The organism is Pseudomonas sp. TREG-RG-20F-10-E-6-01 (assembly GCF_022662455.1).
In the GTDB taxonomy this organism is placed as follows: Bacteria; Pseudomonadota; Gammaproteobacteria; order Pseudomonadales; family Pseudomonadaceae; genus Aquipseudomonas.
The window spans coordinates 587,932-610,693 of record NZ_JAKNQP010000003.1 but is presented as its reverse complement, the minus strand read 5'-3'; the positions used below and the strand labels follow the sequence as shown (position 1 = coordinate 610,693).

Annotated in this window: 17 protein-coding genes; 14 read left to right on the top strand and 3 right to left on the bottom strand. The window is 61.0% G+C overall.

Features of this window, described 5'->3' with window-relative positions; translation table 11 throughout:
- Positions 1-156 precede the first annotated feature (156 nt).
- Complete coding sequence (locus tag L8K08_RS13100) at positions 157-1,065, bottom strand: MurR/RpiR family transcriptional regulator (protein ID WP_106580294.1); 909 nt, start codon at positions 1,063-1,065, stop codon at positions 157-159.
- Between the two features lie 83 nt (positions 1,066-1,148).
- Positions 1,149-1,352 (bottom strand): hypothetical protein, encoded by a 204-nt coding sequence (locus L8K08_RS13095; protein ID WP_242197535.1) that lies wholly within the window; start codon positions 1,350-1,352, stop codon positions 1,149-1,151.
- Between L8K08_RS13095 and iolC the strand changes: the two genes are divergently transcribed.
- The 12 genes from iolC to L8K08_RS13035 all read left to right on the top strand — a co-directional run bounded on the left by iolC (position 1,351) and on the right by L8K08_RS13035 (position 15,306).
- Complete coding sequence (iolC, locus tag L8K08_RS13090) at positions 1,351-3,288, top strand: 5-dehydro-2-deoxygluconokinase (protein ID WP_242197532.1); 1,938 nt, start codon at positions 1,351-1,353, stop codon at positions 3,286-3,288. The two genes, L8K08_RS13095 and iolC, sit on opposite strands and share 2 nt — an antisense overlap.
- Positions 3,289-3,431: 143 nt before the next feature.
- Positions 3,432-4,319 carry a myo-inosose-2 dehydratase gene (gene iolE, locus L8K08_RS13085; RefSeq protein WP_242197529.1) on the top strand — a complete coding sequence of 296 codons (888 nt, stop codon included), beginning with the start codon at positions 3,432-3,434 and terminating at the stop codon, positions 4,317-4,319.
- 3 nt (positions 4,320-4,322) lie between these two features.
- Entirely contained in the window at positions 4,323-5,111 is a 789-nt protein-coding gene (gene iolB / locus L8K08_RS13080; protein ID WP_242197526.1) for a 5-deoxy-glucuronate isomerase, read from the top strand.
- A gap of 25 nt (positions 5,112-5,136) precedes the next feature.
- Complete coding sequence (locus L8K08_RS13075) at positions 5,137-5,958, top strand: TIM barrel protein (protein ID WP_242197523.1); 822 nt, start codon at positions 5,137-5,139, stop codon at positions 5,956-5,958.
- A gap of 149 nt (positions 5,959-6,107) precedes the next feature.
- Complete coding sequence (gene iolD, locus L8K08_RS13070) at positions 6,108-8,039, top strand: 3D-(3,5/4)-trihydroxycyclohexane-1,2-dione acylhydrolase (decyclizing) (RefSeq protein WP_242197520.1); 1,932 nt, start codon at positions 6,108-6,110, stop codon at positions 8,037-8,039.
- 19 nt (positions 8,040-8,058) lie between these two features.
- Entirely contained in the window at positions 8,059-9,069 is a 1,011-nt protein-coding gene (locus tag L8K08_RS13065; RefSeq protein ID WP_242197517.1) for a Gfo/Idh/MocA family oxidoreductase, read from the top strand.
- Positions 9,070-9,226: 157 nt separating this feature from the next.
- Positions 9,227-10,087, top strand: coding sequence for a sugar phosphate isomerase/epimerase (locus tag L8K08_RS13060; protein ID WP_242197514.1), 861 nt, complete (start codon positions 9,227-9,229; stop codon positions 10,085-10,087).
- A gap of 197 nt (positions 10,088-10,284) precedes the next feature.
- Complete coding sequence (locus tag L8K08_RS13055) at positions 10,285-11,313, top strand: Gfo/Idh/MocA family oxidoreductase (RefSeq protein ID WP_242197511.1); 1,029 nt, start codon at positions 10,285-10,287, stop codon at positions 11,311-11,313.
- Positions 11,314-11,441: 128 nt separating this feature from the next.
- Positions 11,442-11,624, top strand: a complete 183-nt coding sequence (locus tag L8K08_RS13050; protein WP_145164602.1) for a hypothetical protein — start codon at positions 11,442-11,444, stop codon at positions 11,622-11,624.
- A 48-nt stretch (positions 11,625-11,672) separates the two neighbouring features.
- A complete protein-coding gene (locus tag L8K08_RS13045) occupies positions 11,673-12,608 on the top strand; it encodes a sugar ABC transporter substrate-binding protein (RefSeq protein WP_145164600.1) in 936 nt (311 codons plus the stop codon).
- 63 nt (positions 12,609-12,671) lie between these two features.
- Complete coding sequence (locus L8K08_RS13040; RefSeq protein WP_242197507.1) at positions 12,672-14,225, top strand: sugar ABC transporter ATP-binding protein; 1,554 nt, start codon at positions 12,672-12,674, stop codon at positions 14,223-14,225.
- A 58-nt stretch (positions 14,226-14,283) separates the two neighbouring features.
- Positions 14,284-15,306 (top strand): ABC transporter permease, encoded by a 1,023-nt coding sequence (locus tag L8K08_RS13035; protein ID WP_242197504.1) that lies wholly within the window; start codon positions 14,284-14,286, stop codon positions 15,304-15,306.
- A 102-nt stretch (positions 15,307-15,408) separates the two neighbouring features.
- Here the strand turns inward: L8K08_RS13035 and L8K08_RS13030 are convergent, their stop codons facing one another.
- Positions 15,409-19,899 (bottom strand): DUF6543 domain-containing protein, encoded by a 4,491-nt coding sequence (locus tag L8K08_RS13030; RefSeq protein ID WP_242197501.1) that lies wholly within the window; start codon positions 19,897-19,899, stop codon positions 15,409-15,411.
- 624 nt (positions 19,900-20,523) lie between these two features.
- On the opposite strand from L8K08_RS13030, the gene L8K08_RS13025 reads away from it, so the two are divergent.
- Together L8K08_RS13025 and L8K08_RS13020 are read left to right on the top strand one after the other, a co-directional pair.
- Positions 20,524-20,928 (top strand): TraR/DksA C4-type zinc finger protein, encoded by a 405-nt coding sequence (locus L8K08_RS13025; protein WP_010564800.1) that lies wholly within the window; start codon positions 20,524-20,526, stop codon positions 20,926-20,928.
- 182 nt (positions 20,929-21,110) lie between these two features.
- Complete coding sequence (locus L8K08_RS13020) at positions 21,111-22,706, top strand: methyl-accepting chemotaxis protein (RefSeq protein WP_242197498.1); 1,596 nt, start codon at positions 21,111-21,113, stop codon at positions 22,704-22,706.
- The last annotated feature ends 56 nt before the right edge of the window (positions 22,707-22,762 follow it).

Sequence of the window (22,762 nt, the reverse complement as noted above, 5' to 3'; positions counted from 1 at the left end):
GCCGCGCGCTCATTGATAGACCGTGGCGTCAGGTTTCAGGGCCGCTTCGCGCCCCAACGCGGGGCAAGCCCGCTCGCCACAACAAGCCCGCTCGCCACAATAAACCGGCTCACCAGAACAAGCCCGCGCCCACAGCGGATCTTCAGTACCAGAAGATCAGTCGTCGAACCCCACCTGTTCATGAATCTCATCCACCTTCAACTCCAACCGATACGCCACCGCAATAAACAATGCCTGGCACAGGCACAACGTGGCGCTCAGCGAGCGAAACGCAAACGACGACCCTTCATTCACCAACAGCACCGCGTTCGCCCGTTTGGCCAGGGGCGACAGGTTGCTGTCGGTGATGATCAAGGTCTTGGCCTGGTGATGCTGGGCAATGCGCAGGCAATGCTGAGTCTCTTTGCCATACGGCGTAAAGCTGATGGCGATCACCAGGTCATTGGCACGCACGCTGCGCATCTGCTCGCGGTAACTGCCGCCCAAACCGGAAATCAAGTGAATGCGCTTGTTGGTGTGCTGCAGGTTGTAGACCAGGTAATCGGCCACCGCGAAGGAGCGGCGCACGCCCACCACGTAGATATTGTCGGCATTGACCACCAGGTCCACGGCTTTCTCGAAGGCCACATCATCGAGTTCCAGCCCCAGGCGCTCGATGCCGGAGAGGGTGGCGTTCACGCATTCGCGCGCCAGGTCGCCGCCGCTGGCCTTTTGCGACTTGTTGGCGATCATGCTGCGGATGCGTTGCTGGTAGTTCTGCACCGGCGTGGTCTTGTGGGTGTAGGCCTCGCGAAACAGCGCCTGCATCTCACTGAAACCACTGAAACCGAACCGCTGGGAGAACCGCACGATGGCCGAAGGGTGCACTTCGCACTCGCGGGCGATGTCGCTGATGCGGTCGACCATGATCCGGTCGCTTTGCTGGCTCATGTAGCTGGCGATGCGTTTGAGCTGGCGTGGCAGGCTTTCGTATTCGTCGGTGATCAGCTGCAACAGGCGCTCGGCATTGATCGGAGGGCTGGCAATAGTCTCTTCCAGGGTGGTCTCGGGATCGGTGCGGGACATGGGCAATCCTTCTGGCGTGTTCTTCTGATGCGCTGATGGGTGGGCGCAAGTCTACAGGGTAGGCGCAAAAAAATACCCCGGCATCACGGTGGCCGTGGCCTGCTGAAACGATGCAGGAAGGCTGGCAGGCCATTATGCTGGCTTATTGGAAAAAATATTCCACTAAAAATAATTATGGAATAAATATTGATTGCGGCCGCCGGACGTTCTAGTCTGCTTTCACCAAGAGCGTGTGCCGCCACCACGGCGGTACCACGCAGGCTGATAAAAATAACAGGAGCCAGCATGGGCCAGACTCGTTTTGCCAGTGGGCGTCAATTGGATCTGATTTGCCTCGGACGCCTGGGCGTCGACCTCTACGCACAGCAAGTGGGTGCGCGACTTGAGGACGTGTCCAGCTTCGCCAAGTACCTCGGCGGGTCCTCCGCCAATATCGCCTTCGGCACCGCACGGCTGGGGCTTAAATCGGCGATGTTGAGCCGGGTGGGCGACGACCACATGGGCCGCTTCCTGGTGGAATCCCTGGCCCGCGAAGGCTGCGATGTCAGCGGCATCAAGGTCGACCCGGAACGCCTCACCGCGCTGGTGCTGCTGGGCCTCAAGGACCGCGAAACCTTCCCGCTGGTGTTCTACCGTGAAAACTGCGCCGACATGGCCCTGCGCGCCGAAGACATCAGCGAGGCCTTTATTGCCTCCAGCAAAGCCTTGCTGATCACCGGCACGCATTTCTCCACCGATGGCGTGTACAAGGCCAGCATCCAGGCCCTGGACTACGCGGCCAAACACAACGTCAAGCGCGTGCTCGATATCGATTACCGCCCGGTGCTGTGGGGCCTGGCGGGCAAGGCCGACGGCGAGACCCGGTTTGTCGCCGACCAGAACGTCAGCCAGCATGTGCAGAAAATCCTGCCGCGCTTTGACCTGATCGTTGGCACCGAAGAAGAATTTTTGATCGCCGGCGGCAGTGAAGATTTGCTCACCGCGCTGCGCACTGTGCGTGACCTGACCCCGGCCACCCTGGTGGTCAAGCTCGGCCCGCAGGGCTGCACGGTGATCCACGGCGCGATCCCCGCGCGGCTGGAAGACGGCGCCATCTACCCCGGCGTGCGCGTCGAGGTGCTCAATGTGCTGGGCGCTGGCGATGCGTTCATGTCGGGCTTTCTCAGCGGCTGGATCAACGACGCCAGCGACGAGCGTTGCAGCCAGTTGGCCAACGCCTGTGGCGGCCTGGTGGTGTCCCGCCACGCCTGCGCGCCGGCCATGCCCACGCCTGCCGAGCTGGATTACCTGTTCAACAGCCCGGTGCCCATCACCCGGCCCGATCAAGACGTCACCTTGCAGCGTCTGCACCGCGTCACGGTGCCGCGCAAAGCCTGGAAGCAGCTGTTCGTGTTTGCCTTCGACCATCGCTGGCAACTGGTGGACCTGGCGCAAAAAGGCGGCCAGGCCCCAACCCGCATCAGCGACATCAAGCAGCTGTTTATCCAAGCCATCGAACGCGTCGAAGCCAAGCTGCGCGAGCAGGGCGTCGAAGCCGACGTGGGCCTGTTGGCCGACCAGCGTTTCGGCCAGGACGCGCTCAACGCCGCCAGCGGTCGCGGCTGGTGGATCGCGCGCCCGGTGGAGGTGCAGAACTCGCGGCCGCTGGCGTTTGAACACGGGCGCTCGGTGGGCAGCAACCTGATTGCCTGGCCCCAGGAGCAAATCATCAAGTGCCTGGTGCAATACCACCCTGATGACGAGCCGATGCTGCGCCTGGAACAGGAAGCGCAACTGAAGGCGGTGTACGAGGCCTCGCTGGTCAGCGGCCATGAGCTGCTGCTGGAAGTCATCCCGCCCAAGGATCACCCGTCCACCTATCCCGACGTGCTCTATCGCAGCCTCAAGCGCCTGTACAACCTGGGCATCTACCCGGCGTGGTGGAAGATCGAGGCGCAGTCGGCGCAGGACTGGAAAAAACTCGACGAACTGATCCAGGAGCGCGACCCGTACTGCCGTGGCGTGGTGCTGCTGGGCCTGAACGCTTCAGCCGAATGCCTCGCCGATGGCTTCCGGCAAGCGAGCCAAAGCAGCACCTGCCGAGGGTTTGCCGTGGGTCGTACGATCTTCCAGGAACCGAGCCGCGCATGGATGGCGGGGGAGATTGATGATCAAACGCTGATCGAGCAGGTGCAGGGCACCTTCGAACAGCTCATCAACGCCTGGCGCAGTGCTAGAAGTTAAACACGCTCAAATGTGGGAGCTGGCTTGCCTGTGATGCAGACATCTCGGTCCATCAGATACGCCGGGCTGATGCCATCGCAGGCAAGCCAGCTCCCACACAAGCCAGATATCAGTGAATCTGAAAAACAATAAAAGGTGCAGCCATGCCCGCAATCCGAATTGGCATCAACCCGATCTCCTGGAGCAACGACGACCTGCCGGCCCTGGGCGGTGAAACGCCCTTGAGCACCGCTCTGGGCGAAGGCAAGGAGATCGGCTACGAAGGTTTTGAACTCAACGGCAAATTCCCCAAGGACGCCAAAGGCGTCGGCGACGTGCTGCGCCCTTATGACCTGGCACTGGTCTCTGGCTGGTATTCCAGCCGCCTGGCACGGCGTTCGGTGGCGCAAGAAATCGAGGCCATCGCCGGTCACGTCGAGCTGCTCAAACTCAACGGCGCCAAGGTGCTGGTCTACGGCGAAGTCGCCGATTCGATCCAGGGCGCCAGGGTACGCCTGATCGAACGTCCGCGTTTTTACAGTGAACACGCCTGGCAGGAATACGCCGACAAACTTACCGAACTGGCGCGTTTCACCCTGTCCCAAGGCGTGCGCCTGGCCTACCACCACCACATGGGCGCCTACGTCGAATCCCCCGACGACATTGACCAGTTGATGCGTCGCACCGGCCCGGAAGTCGGCCTGCTGTTCGATTCGGGCCACTGCTACATGGGCGGTGGTGAGCCTGTCGAGGTGCTGCGCAAACACATTGATCGCGTCTGCCACGTGCATTTCAAGGACGTGCGCAAACCGGTGGTGCAACTGGCGCGCAACCAGATGTGGAGCTTTCCTGACTGCATCGTCAACGGCACCTTCACCGTGCCCGGTGACGGCGATATCGACTTTGCCGAGTTGCTCGACGTGCTGTTGGCGGCCAAGTACGAAGGCTGGCTGGTGGTGGAAGCCGAGCAGGACCCGGCCGTAGCGCCCAGCTATATCTACGCGAAAAAGGGCTACGACACGTTGCGCACGCTTCTCAGCGAGAGGACTTAAGTGATGAGCTTGTTGGTCAAGAGCAGCAAACGCGGGCAAACCATGGTTGCCCTGGAAGAAGGGCGCCTGGAGTACGTAGGCTTTGCCGCCTACCGCCTGAGCCTGGGTGAAACGTTGCCGGTCACCGCCGGTGATCAGGAGCTGTGCCTGGTGCTGCTCAGCGGCCGGGTGAATATCCAAGGCGAGGGCTTCAACTGGCAGAACCTGGGGGATCGTCAGTCGGTGTTCGAAGAAAAATCGCCCTTCGCTGCCTACCTGCCGCCCGGCACCGATGCGCAGGTGACCGCGTTGAGCGACGTGCAAATCGCCGTGTGCGCCGCACCCGGTGCCCCAGGTTTTGAGCCGCGCCTGATTCGCCCCGAGCAGTGCAAGCGCAGCGTGCGCGGCAAGGGCGCCAACACCCGGTATGTGTGTGACATCCTGCCCGACAGCGAGCCGGCCCATTCGCTGCTGGTGGTGGAAGTGCGCACGCCGTCCGGGCACTCGTCCAGCTACCCGCCGCACAAGCACGACACCGACGACCTGCCGCACCAGAGCTTTCTCGAAGAGACCTACTACCACCAGATCAACCCGCCCCAGGGCTTCGTGTTCCAGCGCGTGTACACCGACGATCGCAGCATCGACCAGGCCATGGCTGTGGAAAACAGCGACCTGGTGGTGGTGCCCAAGGGGTATCACCCGGTCAGCGTGCCGTATGGCTACGAGTCGTATTACTTGAACGTGATGGCCGGCCCCAAGCGCGCCTGGCATTTCCATAACGACCCGCAGCACAGCTGGCTGCTGGACCTCTGACCGGTTTGAACGGAGAACAACAACAATGAAGTCGCCGCTACGTTTTGCCCTTAACCGCATGGTCGCGCCCGACCTGTCCCTGCCGGATTTCATTCAGTTGGCGGCCGCGCTCAAGTGCGATGCCATCGAGATTCGCAACGACCTCAAAGGCCACGAAATCGAATTCGGCACACCCGCCAGCCGCGTGCGTGAGTTGTGCGCGGTGCAAGGCATCACGGTGCTGTCGATTAACGCGCTGTACCCGTTTGATGTGTGGAATGACGAGCGCCGTGCCCAGGCGATCAAACTCGCCACCTATGCGCGTGAGTGCGGTGCGCAAGGCCTGGTGATGTGCCCGCTGAACGAGCGCGGCGATACCCGCAACGAAGCCCAACGCGCGGCCGGTTTGCGCACGGCGTTGAGCGAGTTGGCGCCGATCCTGCGCGAGTACAAGATTCTCGGTTTCATCGAGCCGCTGGGTTTTGAAGAATGCGCGCTGCGCCGCAAGCGTGTGGCCGTGGATGCGATCCAGGCGATTGGCGGCCTGGATGTGTTCCGCCTGGTGCACGACACCTTTCACCATCACCTGGCTGGCGAACAGGAATTCTTCCCGCAGCTGACTGGCCTCGTGCATATCTCCGGCGTCGAGGATCGCGACGCTCCGCTCAATGCCATTCGCGACGGCCACCGCGTGCTGGTGGGCGAGGGCGATATCCTCGGCAATGCCGCGCAGATCGACACCTTGCTCAGCACCGGCTACGGCGGTTATCTGTCTTTCGAGCCGTTTGCTGAAAGCGTGCATGCGCTGGCGGATATCCAGCAGGCATTGGGGGCGAGCATCGCCCATTTACAAAACCCTCGAACCTGACGCCAATCAACCTGTGGGAGCTGGCTTGCCTGCGATAGCAGTCTGTCAGTTGATAAACAGTTGGCTGATACACCGCCATCGCAGGCAAGCCAGCTCCCACATTAGATCTGTGTTGAACAATGGATCTGCATTCACTCAAGGTGCAAGTGATGACCACAACAAGATTGACCATGGCCCAGGCCCTGGTGAAGTTTCTGGATAACCAGTACATCGAAGTCGATGGCGTGCAGAGCAAGTTTGTCGCCGGGGTTTTTACCATTTTCGGCCACGGCAACGTGCTGGGGCTGGGCCAGGCGCTGGAGCAGGACAGCGGCGATCTGGTGGTGCATCAGGGCCGCAATGAGCAAGGCATGGCCCACGCCGCCATCGGGTTTGCCAAGCAGCACCTGCGCCGCAAGATCTACGCGTGCACCTCGTCGGTGGGGCCGGGCGCGGCAAATATGATTACCGCCGCCGCCACCGCCACGGCCAACCGTATTCCGTTGCTGCTGTTGCCCGGCGATGTCTATGCCAGCCGCCAGCCCGACCCGGTGCTGCAGCAGATCGAGCAGTTTCACGATTTGAGCATCAGCACCAACGATGCCTTCCGTTCCGTGAGCAAGTACTGGGACCGCATCAACCGCCCCGAGCAACTGATGACTGCTGCGATCCATGCGATGCGCGTGCTCACTGACCCCGCGGAAACCGGCGCCGTCACGTTGGCCCTGCCGCAGGATGTACAGGCTGAAGCCTGGGACTATCCCGACTACTTCCTGCAAAAACGTGTGCACCGTATCGAACGCCGGCCGCCGACTGAAGCGATGATCGGCGATGCGTTGGCTGCGTTTCGAGGCAAGCGAAAACCGCTGATCATCTGCGGCGGCGGGGTCAAATACGCCGGCGCGAATGCCGCGCTGCAAGCGTTTGCCGAACGCTTTGACATCCCCTTCGCCGAAACCCAGGCAGGCAAAAGCGCAGTGGTCTCCAGTCACCCGCTGAACCTGGGCGGTCTCGGTGAAACCGGCTGCCTGGCGGCAAACCTGCTGGCCCCGGAAGCGGACCTGATCATTGGCATCGGTACGCGCTACACCGACTTCACCACCGCGTCGAAGTCGCTGTTCAAGCACCCTGAGGTCAAGTTTCTCAACCTCAATATCAGCCCTTGCGATGCCCTGAAACTGGACGGCGTGCAACTGCTGGCGGATGCCAGGGTGGGCCTGGAGGCGTTGGCGGATGCCTTGGGCGACTACCGTTCCGACTGGGCGGACCAGCCACGCGACGCCAAGGCGCAGCTGGAGGCCGAGGTGGACCGCATCTACCAGGCCGACTACCAGACGGACAATTTCGTCCCGGAAATCAACGACCACATGGACCCGGCCGTGCTGCGCGAGTTTATCGAGCTGACCGGTTCCTGCCTGACCCAAAGCCGCGTGCTCGGCGTGCTCAACGAAACCCTGGCCGACGACGCCATCATCGTCGCCGCCGCCGGCAGCTTGCCGGGCGACTTGCAGCGCAGCTGGCGCAGCAAGAGCGTCAACACCTACCACGTCGAGTATGGCTATTCGTGTATGGGCTACGAGGTCAACGCGGCCCTGGGCGTGAAGCTGGCCGAGCCGGCGCGCGAGGTCTATGCGCTGGTGGGTGACGGCTCCTACATGATGCTGCACTCGGAGCTGGCCACCTCGATCCAGGAGCGGCGCAAGATCAACGTGGTGCTGCTCGACAACATGACCTTCGGCTGCATCAACAACCTGCAGATGGAACACGGCATGGACAGCTTCGGCACCGAGTTTCGCTTCCGCAACCCGGAGACCGGCAAGCTCGACGGCGGTTTTGTGCCGGTGGATTTCGCCATGAGTGCGGCGGCCTATGGCTGCAAGACCTACAAGGTCAGCACGGTGGAACAGTTGCAGGCGGCGTTGGCCGATGCACGTACGCAAACGGTGTCGACGCTGATCGATATCAAGGTTCTGCCCAAGACCATGATCCACAAATACCTGTCGTGGTGGCGGGTCGGGGTGGCGCAGGTCTCGACCAGCGCGCGCACTGACGCGGTGGCCAAACAACTCAATGAACGCCTGGCCAAGGCCCGGCAGTACTAATAACAAGAGGAGTGTTTGTATGTCTTTGAAGTTGGGCGTTATCGGTACGGGCGCCATTGGCCGGGACCATATCCGTCGGTGCAGCCAGACCCTGCTCAATAGCCAGGTGGTGGCGGTGACCGACATCAACCTTGAGCAAGCCGCCAGGGTCGTCGCTGATTTGCAGCTGACCGCCGAGGTGTACGCGGACGGCCATGCGTTGATCAACTCGCCGCAGGTCGAGGCAATTCTCGTGACTTCCTGGGGCCCGAGCCACGAAGAATTCGTGCTCGCTGCCATCGCTGCCGGCAAGCCGGTGTTCTGCGAAAAGCCCTTGGCCGTCACTGCAGAAGGCTGCCGCAAAATCGTCGATGCCGAAATCGCCTTCGGCAAGCGCCTGGTGCAAGTGGGCTTTATGCGCCCGTACGACGAAGGTTATCGCGCCCTCAAGGCGGTCATCGACAGCGGCCAGATCGGCGAGCCTTTGATGCTGCACTGCGCGCACCGCAACCCGACGGTGGGCGAAAACTACAAGACCGACATGGCGATCACCGACACCTTGATCCATGAACTGGATGTGTTGCGCTGGTTGCTCAACGACGACTACGTGTCGGTGCAGGTGGTGTTCCCACGCAAGTCGAGCAAGGCGTTGGCCCACTTGCGTGACCCGCAGATCGTGCTGCTGGAAACCGCCAAGGGCACGCGCATCGACGTGGAAGTGTTTGTGAACTGCCAGTACGGCTACGACATTCAGTGCGAAGTGGTGGGGGAGACCGGTATTGCCAAACTGCCGGAGCCTTCGCAGGTGCAACTGCGCAGCGAGGCCAAGCTGTCGAATGCGATTCTGATGGACTGGAAGGACCGCTTTATCGGCGCCTACGACGTCGAACTGCAGGCGTTCATCGACGGCGTACGCGCCGGGCACGTGGGCGGGCCGTCGGCGTGGGATGGGTTTGCGGCAGCGGTGGCGGCGGATGCGTGCATTGAAGCGCAACGCAGTGAGCAGATTGTGAAAGTCGGCCTGCCAGAGCGCCCACATTTTTACGGCTGACACCTATTGCACTGGAGGAACCGGATCAGTGTGGGAGCTGGCTTGCCTGCGAAGACGGCGGCACATTCAATATAAATGCCGCCTGATGACCGCTATCGCAGGCAAGCCAGCTCCCACATTCGAGCGGATTCCAATTTCAGATACGGGAGTTTCACCTATGCGTATCGCCTTAGACCCCTACATGTACCGCCATCTGCCCCTTGGCCAGATGGTCGACAAGGCCGCCGAACTCGGCTACCAACACATCGAACTGTCGCCCCGCGAAGACTTCCTGCCCTTTTACAAAGCCGCCCGCGTTGACCGTGCGCGCATCAAGGAATTTCGCAAGGCCTTGAGCGACGCCGGTGTGCAACTGTCATCGCTGCTGCCGATGTACCACTGGGCCGCGGCCGACGAAGGCCTGCGCGTCGCCGCCGTGCGCAACTGGAAGCGTGCGATCCAGATCGCCGTGGAAATGGACTGCGAGCTGGTCAACACCGAATTCACCGGCCAGTCCGACAACCCGCTGGTGTGCGAAAACCAGTTCATGCGCTCCATGGACGAGCTGATCCCGGAGTTCGAGCGTGAAGGCATCAAGCTGGATATCCAGGCGCATCCGTATGACTTCTGTGAGCGCAACAACGAGTCGGTCGACATCATTCGCGGCCTCGACCGCGACTGGATCAACTACCTCTACGCCGCGCCGCACACCTTCTTTTATGACGACGGCAAAGGCGATATCGCCTCGATGCTCAAGTACGCCGGTTCCAAGCTCAGCCACTTGATCATTGCCGACACCTATAACCACCGCGCGTCGTCGAACCTGCGCTACATCGTCAACCCGCCGGGCGTTACCGCCACGGTGCATCAGCACCTGGACATCGGTCAGGGCGAGGTCAACTGGGAGGCGTTTTTCGGCACCTTGCGCGAGATCAAGTTCGACGGCATCGCCACGGTTTCGGTGTTTGCCTGGGAAGACCGGCCGGATGAATCCAACCGGATGATGCTGGAGCGGGTAACCCGCGAGCTGTGCCAATAAGCAATCGATCATTCCAACGCTCTGCGCAGGAACGATCAAGGATCATTTTCGGGCAGGTGGAATGCAGTCAGTGTGGGAGCTGGCTTGCCTGCGATAGCGGTCTTTCAGTGGCGGGTTCATTGACTGACACGCTGCTTTGGCAGGCAAGCCAGCTCCCACATTTGAACTGGGTTTCCACTTCATGAAGGAGCGCATCTATGCGAATCGGACTAGTTGGCTACGGCCACGGCGGCCGTTTTTTTCACGCACCGTTGATTGCAACGTTGCCCGGCGCAACGTTTGTCGGCGTGGTGACACGCTCACCCGAGCGGCGCCAGCAACTGGCGACTGACCACCCCGGCCTCAAGGCCTACGACACCATCGGCCAGATCGTCGAGGCCGGTGTCGACGTCCTGGTGATTTCCACCACGCTCAAGGGCCGTCCGGCGCTGGTACTGGAAGCCATCGAACATGGGGTTGCGGTGGTCAGCGACAAACCGTTCGCCAGCAATGCCGAACAGGCCCAGGCACTGATCACCGCCGCCGAACGCCAGGGCGTGTTGCTCAGCGTTTACCAGAACCGGCGTTGGGACTCGGACTTCCTCACGTTGCGCAAACTGATCGACGCCGGTGCGCTGGGCCAGATCACCCGTTTTGAGTCCCGTGTCGAGCGCTTCAATCCGCAAGCCGTGGGCAATGCCAGCGGCGGCGGATGGTTGCGCGACCTCGGCAGTCACCTGGTGGACCAGGCGATGCAACTGTTCGGCCCGGTGGACCGGGTGTTCGCGCAACTGCAGTTCAGCCCGGAACACCCCACCCTCGATCACGGCTTTTTTGTTTCGCTGACCCACGCCAACGGCGTGATTTCCCACCTGTGGGGCAGTGCGCTGCAAAACAGTCAGGCCCCGCGTTTTCGCGTCAGCGGCACCCTGGGTTGTTACACCGTGGACGGGCTTGATGGCCAGGAAGAAGCGCTGATGGCCGGCAAGACGCCGAAAACCGAAGGCGAGCACTGGGGCGCTGAAGAGCACCGACGCTGGGGCTGGTTTGAGCAAGGCGCGGAACGCGAGCGTGTGCCTTCGGAGAAAGGCTGCTGGACGCAGTTCTATCGCCAGTTGCACAGTGCCGTGCAAGGGCAGGGAGCGCTGCCGGTGAACGCCTATGACGCACTGGAAACCACCCGTATATTGGACGCCGCGCGCCTTAGCAACGAGCGCCAGCAGGTGGTTTCAACAAAAATAGAATAAAATTCTAAAACAGGTTGATATGGAAATTATTTTCCAATAAAGTCTTTTCCAGGTTGCAAAAAGTACGCTTCGGGCTTGATCCGGGCGACTCAACAAAAACAAGATCAAAAACAACCAGGTACCGTCAGATGAAAATCTTCAACGCTGTACTGCGAGTTTTACGCCCTGCCCAGCAAGCGCCACGCGGTCTGCCCCGCGCCCGGCCGTTTTATTTCTCCTTCCTCAATGTGCTGTGCGTCGAAAACAAAGGCGCCCTGGTGTGCTGCATTCCGGGGGCACCGATCGTGCGGCTGCCGGCCTCCTCGCTCTGAAAAACGCAACGTCCACAAAACCAACAAGAAATTGGAGACAGACCGTTCATGAAGACCCCGATCCGTTTCACCGCGCTGGCCTTGTCCATGCTGCTTGCCAGCGGTTTTGCCTCGGCTGCCGATATCAAAGTAGGCGTGAGCATGTCCGCCTTCGATGACACCTTTCTGACTTACCTGCGCGAGGACATGGACAAGCAAGCCAAGTCCTACCCCAAGGGCGATGGCGTGCAGCTGCAGTTTGAAGACGCCCGCGCCGACGTGGTCAAGCAACTGAGCCAGGTCGAGAACTTCATCAGCCAGAAAGTCGACGCGATTATCGTCAACCCGGTGGATACCGCGTCGACCAAGAACATCATCAGTGCGGCGACCAAGGCGGGCATTCCGCTGGTATTCGTCAACCGCCGGCCCGATCAGAAAGACTTGCCTAAAGATGTGGTGGCCGTGACCTCCGATGACGTCGAGGCCGGTCGCCTGCAAATGCAGTACATCGCCGACAAACTCGGTGGCAAAGGCAAGATCGTGATCCTGTTGGGCGACCTGGCCAACAACTCCACCACCAACCGCACCAAAGGCGTGAAAGAGGTTCTGGCCAAGTACCCCGGCATCACCATCGAACAGGAACAGACCGGCACCTGGCTGCGTGACCGCGGCATGACGCTGGTCAACGACTGGCTGACCCAGGGGCGTGAGTTCAATGCGGTGCTGGCCAACAACGATGAGATGGCCATCGGCGCCTCCATGGCGCTGAAATCGGCGGGCACCAAACCGGGCAGCGTGTTGATCGCCGGGGTCGACGGTACGCCGGATGGCTTGAACGCGATTACCAAGGGCGACATGGCCGCGTCGGCGTTCCAGGACGCGAAAGGGCAGGCCGTCGGCTCGGTGGAAGCGGCGCGCAAGATGGCCAAGCATGAGCCGGTCGAGCAGAACGTGATCATTCCGTTCAAGCTGATCACGCCGGACAACGTCAAAGACTTCAAGTAGCCCTTCATAACAACAATAAGCGAGCAGGGCGGCCACGGTCGTCCTGCTGATGGAGTACCCGATATGCTTGCTCAAGCGGTTGCCTCGCAGCCTCCCGGCATCCAGCCCCTGGCGCCGGAAGAACCCTACCTGCTGGAAATCCTCAACATCAGCAAAGGCTTTCCCGGCGTCGTGGCCCTGGCCGATGTGCAACTGCGCGTTCGCCCTGGCTCGGTGCTGGCGCTGATGGGCGAGAACGGTGCAGGCAAGTCGACGCTGATGAAGATTATCGCCGGCATCTACCAGCCCGACGCCGGTGAAATACGTCTGCGCGGCAAGCCGATCGTGTTTGAAACGCCGCTGGCGGCGCAGAAGGCCGGGATCGCGATGATCCACCAGGAACTCAACCTGATGCCGCACATGAGCATCGCCGAAAACATCTGGATCGGCCGCGAGCAGCTCAACAGCCTGCACATGGTCAACCACCGCGAAATGCACCGCTGCACCGCCGAGTTGCTGGCGCGTTTGCGCATCAACCTGGACCCTGAAGAACACGTCGGCAACCTGAGCATCGCCGAACGGCAGATGGTCGAGATTGCCAAGGCGGTGTCCTACGACTCCGACATTCTGATCATGGATGAACCGACGTCGGCCATTACCGAAAAGGAAGTGGCCCACCTGTTTTCGATCATTGCCGACCTCAGGTCCCAGGGCAAAGGCATCGTCTATATCACGCATAAAATGAACGAAGTGTTCGCCATTGCCGATGAAGTCGCGGTGTTTCGCGACGGCCACTACATCGGCCTGCAGCGCGCCGACAGCATGAACAGCGACAGCCTGATCTCGATGATGGTCGGCCGAGAACTGAGCCAGTTATTCCCGGTGCGTGAGGCGCCCATCGGCGAATTGCTGCTGTCGGTGCGCGACTTGCGCCTGGACGGCGTGTTCAAGGGGGTGTCGTTCGACCTGCACGCCGGGGAGATCCTCGGCATCGCCGGGTTGATGGGCTCGGGCCGCACCAATGTGGCGGAGACTATTTTCGGCATTACCCCAAGCTCTGGCGGGCAGATCACCCTTGACGGCAAGCCGGTGCGCATCAGCGACCCGCACATGGCCATCGAGAAAGGCTTTGCGCTGTTAACCGAGGACCGCAAGCTCAGCGGCCTGTTCCCGTGCCTGTCGGTGCTGGAAAACATGGAAATGGCGGTGCTGCCGCACTACTCGGGCAACGGTTTTATCCAGCAAAAGGCCCTGCGCGCGTTGTGTGAAGACATGTGCAAGAAGCTGCGGGTGAAAACCCCGTCTCTGGAGCAGTGCATCGACACCTTGTCCGGCGGTAACCAGCAAAAGGCCTTGCTGGCGCGCTGGCTGATGACCAACCCGCGCCTGCTGATTCTCGATGAGCCCACCCGTGGCATCGACGTCGGCGCCAAGGCCGAGATTTATCGCTTGATCGCTTTTCTCGCCAGCGAAGGCATGGCGGTGATCATGATTTCGTCCGAGCTGCCTGAAGTGCTGGGCATGAGCGACCGGGTGATGGTGATGCACGAGGGCGACCTGATGGGCACCCTGGACCGTGCGGAGGCGACCCAGGAAAAAGTCATGCAGCTGGCTTCCGGTATGACCGTCGTCCACTGACGAACAGCAGCGCAGGCCTGCGGCTGGCCTGTGCCACAGAACAAGAAGGTGATTGGCTATGAACGCAATAACAGACAACAAGCCTGCCACGGCACCGGTCAAGCACCGCAGGCGCTTGCCCACCGAGCTGAGCATCTTCCTGGTGCTGATCGGCATCGGGTTGGTGTTTGAGATGTTCGGTTGGATCGTGCGCGACCAGAGCTTTCTGATGAATTCCCAACGTCTGGTGCTGATGATCCTGCAAGTGTCGATTATCGGCCTGCTGGCGATTGGCGTGACGCAGGTGATCATCACCACGGGCATCGACTTGTCCTCAGGCTCGGTGCTGGCGCTGTCGGCGATGATTGCCGCCAGCCTGGCGCAAACTTCGGATTTTTCCCGCGCGGTGTTTCCCAGCCTGACGGATTTGCCGGTGTGGATACCGGTGGCGATGGGCCTGGGGGTGGGACTGCTCGCAGGGGCGATCAACGGCAGCATCATTGCGGTCACAGGGATCCCGCCATTTATCGCGACACTGGGCATGATGGTCTCGGCCCGCGGCCTGGCGCGTTACTACACCGAAGGCCAGCCGGTGAGCATGCTGTCGGATTCGTACACGGCGATCGGCCATGGCGCAATGCCGGTGATCATCTTTCTGGTGGTGGCGGTGATCTTCCATATCGCGCTGCGCTACACCAAGTACGGCAAGTACACCTACGCCATCGGCGGCAATATGCAGGCGGCGCGCACGTCGGGGATCAACGTCAAGCGCCATCTGATCATCGTCTACAGCATCGCCGGGTTGCTCGCGGGCCTGGCTGGCGTCGTCGCCTCGGCACGTGCCGCGACCGGCCAGGCCGGCATGGGCATGTCCTATGAACTGGATGCGATTGCCGCAGCGGTGATCGGCGGCACCAGCCTGGCGGGCGGGGTGGGGCGCATCACCGGCACCGTGATCGGCGCGTTGATCCTGGGCGTGATGGCCAGCGGGTTTACCTTTGTCGGCGTGGATGCGTACATCCAGGACATCATCAAGGGGCTGATCATCGTGATCGCGGTGGTGATCGACCAGTATCGCAATAAGCGCAAGCTCAAGCGCTGAGTCGATGGGGGAGTTGGCTCGCGAAGAACCCGAGAGCGCTGCGCGGTGCCAGACTCCCCATGTCAGCGTTGACGATCCTGGCGAGCACGCTCGCTCCAGGGTTTACGGGGCCAAAGGCAGGAACCGGCGCTCTGCCAGTTCACGGCCGATTGTGCCATGGTGCACATCCACCACGCTTTGTGGGCCCCGGGCGTTGGCCAGGAGCGAGTAGTAACTGTCCTTACGTTGATTCTTTTTTTTCAGGTGGGCCACGGTGTAGTCGTGCTTGGGTGTGTCGGCTTTGGCGTAATGAAAATGTGCATACCACAGCGGATAGCCGCGTTTGTCGTTGACCGCGTACTCCTGGATGAAATCCTGTCGGACGCCTCGCATCTCAATGCGTGAGCCGAGCCTGGCCAGTTGCACGAGGTCCTGGTCCAGCAAGTACACCAGGTTAGCGTCGTTCGGCGGCAGTTCCAGTGAGTACTGGACGCGCAGTTCCTGGCCCTTGGTGGTCAAGGTCGTGACCGCCGCTCGCATCTCGTCCAGCAGGGTCTGGTCGGCAAGCACTCTTGAATCCTCCGGCTTGGCCTGGATGGATCGATAGAGTTCGTCGGCCAGCTCGGTGAATCGGCGAGCCTCCTTCTGCAGACTCTCCTGGATCTCGACAGGAAACTTGGAAACCTTTGCATAGCCGGCCTCACGCTTGAGGATCGGCGTGAGCTCCTGCAGGTATTTGCGCGCCTCACCTTTGACCACACTCAGTGCCCGCGTGCCTGGCGGCGGCGGCGGGGCGCTGGGGCGTATCTCTATGATTTCGTCCCATTGGTGCTCGCGCTGTGAGTAAGTGCCCAGCAGTTGGTCACCCTCTACGGAGCGCACTTCGACCCTATCGATTGGAAACGCTGCGTCGGCAGGCTTCAGGTCGCCGATCAACACGCCTTGCCTGCGGGTCTTGATCACCTTTTTCTGCGGGCCGCCGTCAGCAGGCCGAGGATGCTTGGGAGGGTGCTTGACCGTGTGGGGTTCAGGCTTGATCTCGGCGGCCAACTGCTGCATGGCATCCTGGTACAGCTCTGTCAGCAGTTTTTGTATGTGTTGGAAAGGCGTCATGTGCAAGTTGTCGGCATGAACCATGGCCATGCTTTGCAGCGCGTCCAGCGCCTGACCGTAGTGCCGGAATAGACTGTCCAGTACGTTCAGGCGCTCATCCGGCGTCAGGCTAAGGGTGCTGAGTTCAGCGTGGGTGCGCACTTGGGGGTGCAGCGGCTCAAGCACGGAATACAACTCGGTGTTGGCGCTATGGTCCCAGATTTTGACGCTCAGGTATTTAAGGGTATTGAGTTGCTGGTACTTGATCGCCAATGCGCCAAGCTCGGCAGGGCGGTTCATGGTCAGGCGGTTATAGCTTTCCAGGCCGGGCTGGCCCAGATTGAATAACTCCAACAGGTAGTGATCCTTGAGTTCCAGGGCTTTTATCTGCCGCTCATTGATTTCACTCATCTCATTGAGAAATTGTAAGTGATGGGCAACGTTGGCGAGCATGACGGGTGTCCGTTCGATCCCCCCACCCATGAACTCCTGGTGCATGGCATAGAGCGCTTTGCGGTCCATGTCGGCGATCACGACTGACTTGCGTGCGTTATTGATGGTGTTTTCCAGCAGTGTGGCACTGACCTGGGCCGGGAAGGGAATGTGCAACGCTTCACGCTCTTTGCGACTGTCGAGTATTTTTCGATACCCCTCACTCTGTTCGTATAAAGCCCTGTCGAAGGCCCTGCGGGTGCTGGCCTTTGCTGCGTCGGAGTACTTGGGGTTGGCGGCCGCCAGGGTCATGAGCATTTCTGCGTCGTCAGCTTTTTTTTGCTGAGCTTGTTGGGCGTTGGAAAATTGCTCGTATTGCGCGTTGAGCTGTATTTTGCGCTCGGCCTGGCGCTTTCGTTCGGCGGCAATGCGTTTGGCTGGCATCCCACCGCGCAGGCGCAGGCGCAAGTCCAGCGACCAGTTGCCCAAACCGTCGGTTTGCAGGAAAGGCCCCAGCCGGGTGGGGTCGATGGGGTCGACAATCACCACGCCTGCGTCGCGTTCAGGGCTCAGTTTGTACCACTGGGTATCCAGCAAGGCGTACCAGTCTCCCAGGTACGAATACAGCCCTCTGCGTGGCCCGTCCAACTGGGGCGTGGGCAATGGCTCGGGCTTGGGTGCCCTGAACCCGGCCAGCCGTTCGCGTTGGCTGGGCGTGAGTCGGTGGTGGGCGTTGGAAAAGCTGAAATCGAACACCGTAGCGTCCCTCGCTAGCCCTTCGTTTTCCAGTACGGTAGGACCTTGGTGCACCGCAGGGGCGGGTGCTGGTGGCCAGTGCTCGTCGCCCAGCCTGGTAATCGGTGAACGAAGGGCTTGTTGCCTGACATCGTTAGTCAGCGGTGTCGAGGGCGATGTCGTCGGCGGTAGCCATTGGTGCATCAGCATGCCGATGTTCAGCAACAGGTCGACCAGCGCCAATTCCCGGGTCACCGGATCATCGCTGCCAAGGGCTGGAATATCATGGCTGGCACTGCTCATCAGGCTGAGCAGCCAACCCGTGAGCATAAGGGGGCCTCGGGCCAGGGGCAGCAGCAGGGTGTTGAACAGCAGGCCGGCGCCTTCAAGCAGCACGCGCCAGCGGCTCTCGTGGTTGGAAACCGAGGCGCGATCAGCCTGATCGACCAGCGCCCGTGCGTTACTGCCATACAAGAACTGCATCAGTTGGCCGCTGGACAGAAATTGCCTCAGCTCGTCGTTGCTGCCATCAGTCGCTAGGGTAGCGGGTTGCGGTACGTCAGGGACGCTGAACTCATCGCCCATGCCAAATCGCGGGTAATGGGGTTCCTGGAATCCACCGTTGGCGTAGACCGGCCTCGCGCCGTCGGACAACCAGGTCAGCACACTGGTCTGCAATTCACCAGGGTGGGCAATGGCCTGCAGCAAGTCCTCGCGGCTGGCGAACTCCCGGAGGGGATCGGCATACAAGGGCCGGTACAGCAGGTGTGGGCCGGCGAGGGCGCTCTCGGATTCGATGATGTACATATTGGTGACAACATCCGGTGTCGCTTGGGATTTGCGCACCAGGGCGAGGTGGCGAATGACGATGGCCTGGCCTTCGACCTGGCGTTGCTCAATGCGCTCGCCCATCAGTGCGGCGACGTAGCGAGCCCCGCGCAGGGTCATGCCGTGCTGGTTGTTCAGCGCCCATTCCAGGGCCAGCATTGGCAGCTGTGCGACGGTGTGTTGTGCGAAGCGCTCTGTGCGTTGCCGCGCCTGGTCACTGTCGCCGAGCAATTGGGTGTCGAGCAATTCGGGGTAGGCCTTGCCAATATCGACCTGCTCGATCAGCCCGCCGCGGCCTTTGATGTAGTCGGGCGTCAGCCAGGTTGGCAGGGGCAGCGAGCGGCGATGTCGTACGGTGAGTTGCCCACGGGGCTGGCCCTGCAGGTTGTTGATGGCCAGCTCAGTGAGGCTCATGTGCACGGGCTCGACGAAGCCGGAGCCTCCTGGGTATCCGACGGCCACGCTGAATGTCAATTGCAGGTCATCAGGGTGAAACTGTGTGGCCTTCGACTGTTCGGGCGTCACCTTGTCGAAGGTGATCTCATCGTGTTTCAGCTGTTGCAACAGGGCATTGGTTGCGAAGGTGTAGATGTCTGGAATATCGCTGAGAAAGGTGTGGCCGTTGCTGCGTTTCTTGGCGCTGGCCAAGGCCAGGCTATAGCGTCCATAGCGTAGCTGGTCAGCCGCGCTGGCACGTTGCAGCCAGGCCGGGGTGTGTTGGCGCAGTGTCGTCTGTAGCTTCGCGGCAGAGGTCGGCGCCTCAAGAAAAGAGTGGGCGGGGTTGCCGATCTCCAGGCACAGCGCGCGAAGTGTATCGAGTTCCAGGCGGGTGGGCAGGGTGAGGGCGCCCAGGTCTTCCAGTTGCTGATTGAGCATCAGTGCCGCCTGGATGTCGAAAACGTTGCCGTCGGGCTCCCATTGTTGGGTGGTGATGTGCTCGACCACGTAGGGCTGCGCAACCTGTCGGGCCCAGGCCTGGAGGCTGGCGTCCATGGACGAAAAACGTTCGCAGACACCGGTGGTTTGGCAGAGCAGGACCCGGGTTGCCTGGGTCAACAACAGGTGCGGGCTGAGCAGGGGGAGTGTCTGTTGACCTTCCTTGAGCGTCGCCCGCGGGTAATAGGCGCGCACGGCGTTGGCCCCGAATCGACGGATACGTTCGTAGCGGTCGGGGTAGCTGATCAGTTGTTCAAGCATTTCACGCTCAGTGCCGTCCAACTCCGCCTGGCTGATGGCGGCGACCCTGAGGTTGTCGGCCAGCCAATCGCTGAGCCAGCGCCAGCGTGACAGGCCGTTGTCGGCCTCTTCGCGCCAATAAGTGGCCAGGGCGTTTTGCAGGGCTGTCGGCAGGGTCAAGGGCAATTGCTTGATTATGTTTTCGATGATGTTCATGTCGAGGGCGGAGGTCGCCGGGGCTGCAAGCTTGAGACGGCTAGGCGGAGCGTCGGTGAGGTAGCAGGACTCGCCGTGCCGGTCACTTAAGTCCAGCTCGGTGCCGGTGGCGAGAAACTCGAGCACGCGGGCCATGAGCGGATGCAGAGTCCAGCCTCCGGTGGGACTGGGTATGGCCAATTGTGTACGGGACAGATCAATGACCAAGGTTGGATAGTGTTGCCGGATCAGCTCTGTCAGCAGTTGCCGGGTAACAGTGTCCAGCGTCGGGCGTGAAGCAAATTGTGCGCTGACGGCTTGTGCGGGGAGCGCGCGATGGGCGGAGGGGATTGCGGGCATGAGAGGTCCTGTTCGGTAGGGAAACTTCGGAGCCTCTATCTATACCGCGGCGAATTTTCGACGGGAGGTATGTAACTGCCGCCACCGCGTGCTGAGATCTGTTGGATCGCCCTTGCGCATAGGCCTGGTGGCCTTATTCAACCGTTTGTCTTCTATATAGCTCCACAACACTGAATTTCTTGCTATAAACGCACTCCGATGACCATTCGCCAAGCCCGTCCTGGTGCCTTTGGGGGTTAATTGGGAAAAAATGCCTGTCTTTTCAGTTGCTGAGCCCTCAAGTCGGCCTTAGACTGCCGCCCCTCGTAAATTGAGTGCCGGGTGGCGCTTGAAATGGACGGCGCCTTTCCGAGGCCTGCAGAGGTCTGCCGGAACGCTCCCTTATTCGCCTTAATGCACGTATTTTTTATAGAGAAATCAATGACAAAGGAAAAGTTGCTGGCCATGCCGGCGGATGACTACATGAATGCCGAACAGCACGCTTTTTTCGAGCAGCTGCTGCAAGACATGAAAGTGGAACACCACGAGCGCATTGAACAGAACCGTATCGCCATCGAAAGCCTGGACACCCCGGCTGACCCGGCTGACGCGGCGTCCGTTGAAGAAGAACGCACCTGGCTGGTCAATGCCATCGATCGCGACCAGCGCATGCTGCCGCAGCTTGAGCGTGCACTGGAACGCATCAAGGAAGATTCCTTTGGCTGGTGCGACGACAGCGGCGAGCCTATCGGCCTCAAGCGCCTGCTGATCAGCCCGACCACCAAGTACTGCATCGAAGCGCAAGAGCGCCACGAGCAGATCGACAAGCACCAGCGTCAAGCCTGATGTGCTGAAGTTGGGCGCTGCTGATGCGGCGCTCAAGAGAAATACCGGTTACGCCCCTGTCTATTGATCTGCTGCAAGCCTCCCACTAACGGCCCATGGATAATGGCCCGATAGTGGCGTTTAATGCAGAAACAATAACGACAAGCAGTGGGGTAACGACGATGGCTGGAGACGGATCTCTGATGGGCGCAGCAGTGCCCGTGCACGCGCGGGTGCGCGCGCTGCCCGGCTGGCTGACGCCGCTCTTGCAGAGCACCGCCCTGGTGCTGGTTCTGCTGGGCCTGGCGTTTGCTGGCTTGCCGCTGTACCTGTGCCTGCCGCTGGCCTTGCTGGTGATATGGCTGCCCACCCTTAAAAGTCGAACGCACCGCGTGGCGCCTGTCCCCGTCGCCGATACGATGGGCGAGCTGACTCGCGATCTTTCCTACACCACCAGCCATAACGCGCTGTCCGCTGCCGGCGTGGCCTATTCGGTCAAGCAATTGGCGGCCCGGTTGCAATCGCAATTAAGCGCAGCCAGGCAGATCGTCAGCAGCGCCGAAGTCATGATCGGCACTGAGCAGGTCACCTCCCAACTTAGCCGCCAAGCCTTGGGCGCGGCCAGCCAGGCGCATCAGCACAGTACGCAGGGCCGTGAAGTGCTGGTCGAGTCAATCACCCGCATGCGCCAGCTCAGCCAGCGTGCCGACGCCAGTCGCGAGTTGATTGAAGCCTTGAGCCTGCGCAGTGAAGAAATCCAGCGCGTCACGCTGGTGATCCAATCAATTGCCAGCCAGACCAACCTGCTTGCTTTGAACGCGGCCATTGAAGCGGCGCGGGCCGGTGAGCATGGGCGCGGGTTTGCCGTGGTTGCCGATGAAGTGCGCGGCCTGGCCGGGCGTACTGCCACGGCGACCGATGAGGTTGGGGTGATGGTCGCTGATATCCAGCAACGCACGGCGCAGGTGGTGGAGCAGATTCGCCAGTTGTCGGCGGACCTGCACACGGGCGTTGAACAGGTGGAGCACGCCGGCGAACAACTGGAGAGCATCGCCAGCCTGGCGGCGGATGTGGAAGGGCAAGTGAATGAAATTGCGCAGGGCACCGACACCAACCGCGCGCAACTCGACAGCCTGTTCCATGCGGTGGAGCAGATGCGCAGCGATCTGACCGTGAGCGACCAGCAAACCCGCCAACTGGCCGACGCCGCCGTGCAAATGGAAGGGCAAGCCGAAACCATCAGCGAGCGCTTGGCCGAAGTCGGCCTGGATGACTATCACCAGCGCATCTATGATTTGGCCCGCGAGGGTGCACACCGCATCGCCGAGCAGTTCGAGGCCGATGTATTGCAAAACCGCATCAGCCTGCAGGACTTGTTCGACCGCAGTTACACGCCGATCCCGAATACCAGCCCGAGCAAATACCACACGCGTTTTGACCGTTACACCGATGAGGTTTTGCCGGCGATCCAGGAAGCGCTGCTGCCGCGCCATGAGGGATTGGTATTCGCCATTGCCTGCACGCCTCAGGGTTATGTGCCGACACACAACAAGGCTTTTTCCCAGGCGCTCACTGGCGACGCGCACGTCGATGCGGTGCAGAACCGCACCAAGCGCAAGTTCGAAGACCGTACCGGCATCCGCTGTGGCAGCCATCAACAGGCAGTGCTGTTGCAGACCTATACGCGCGATACCGGCGAGTTGATGCACGACTTGTCGGTGCCGATCATGGTCAACGGGCGGCATTGGGGCGGCTTGCGTCTGGGCTATAAACCGCAGGCGACGAAGCCGGCACGCTAGCGATTGTTGCTGTTTATGCAACGGAGCTATTCCGGGGATAGCTTTTTCCAACGGGA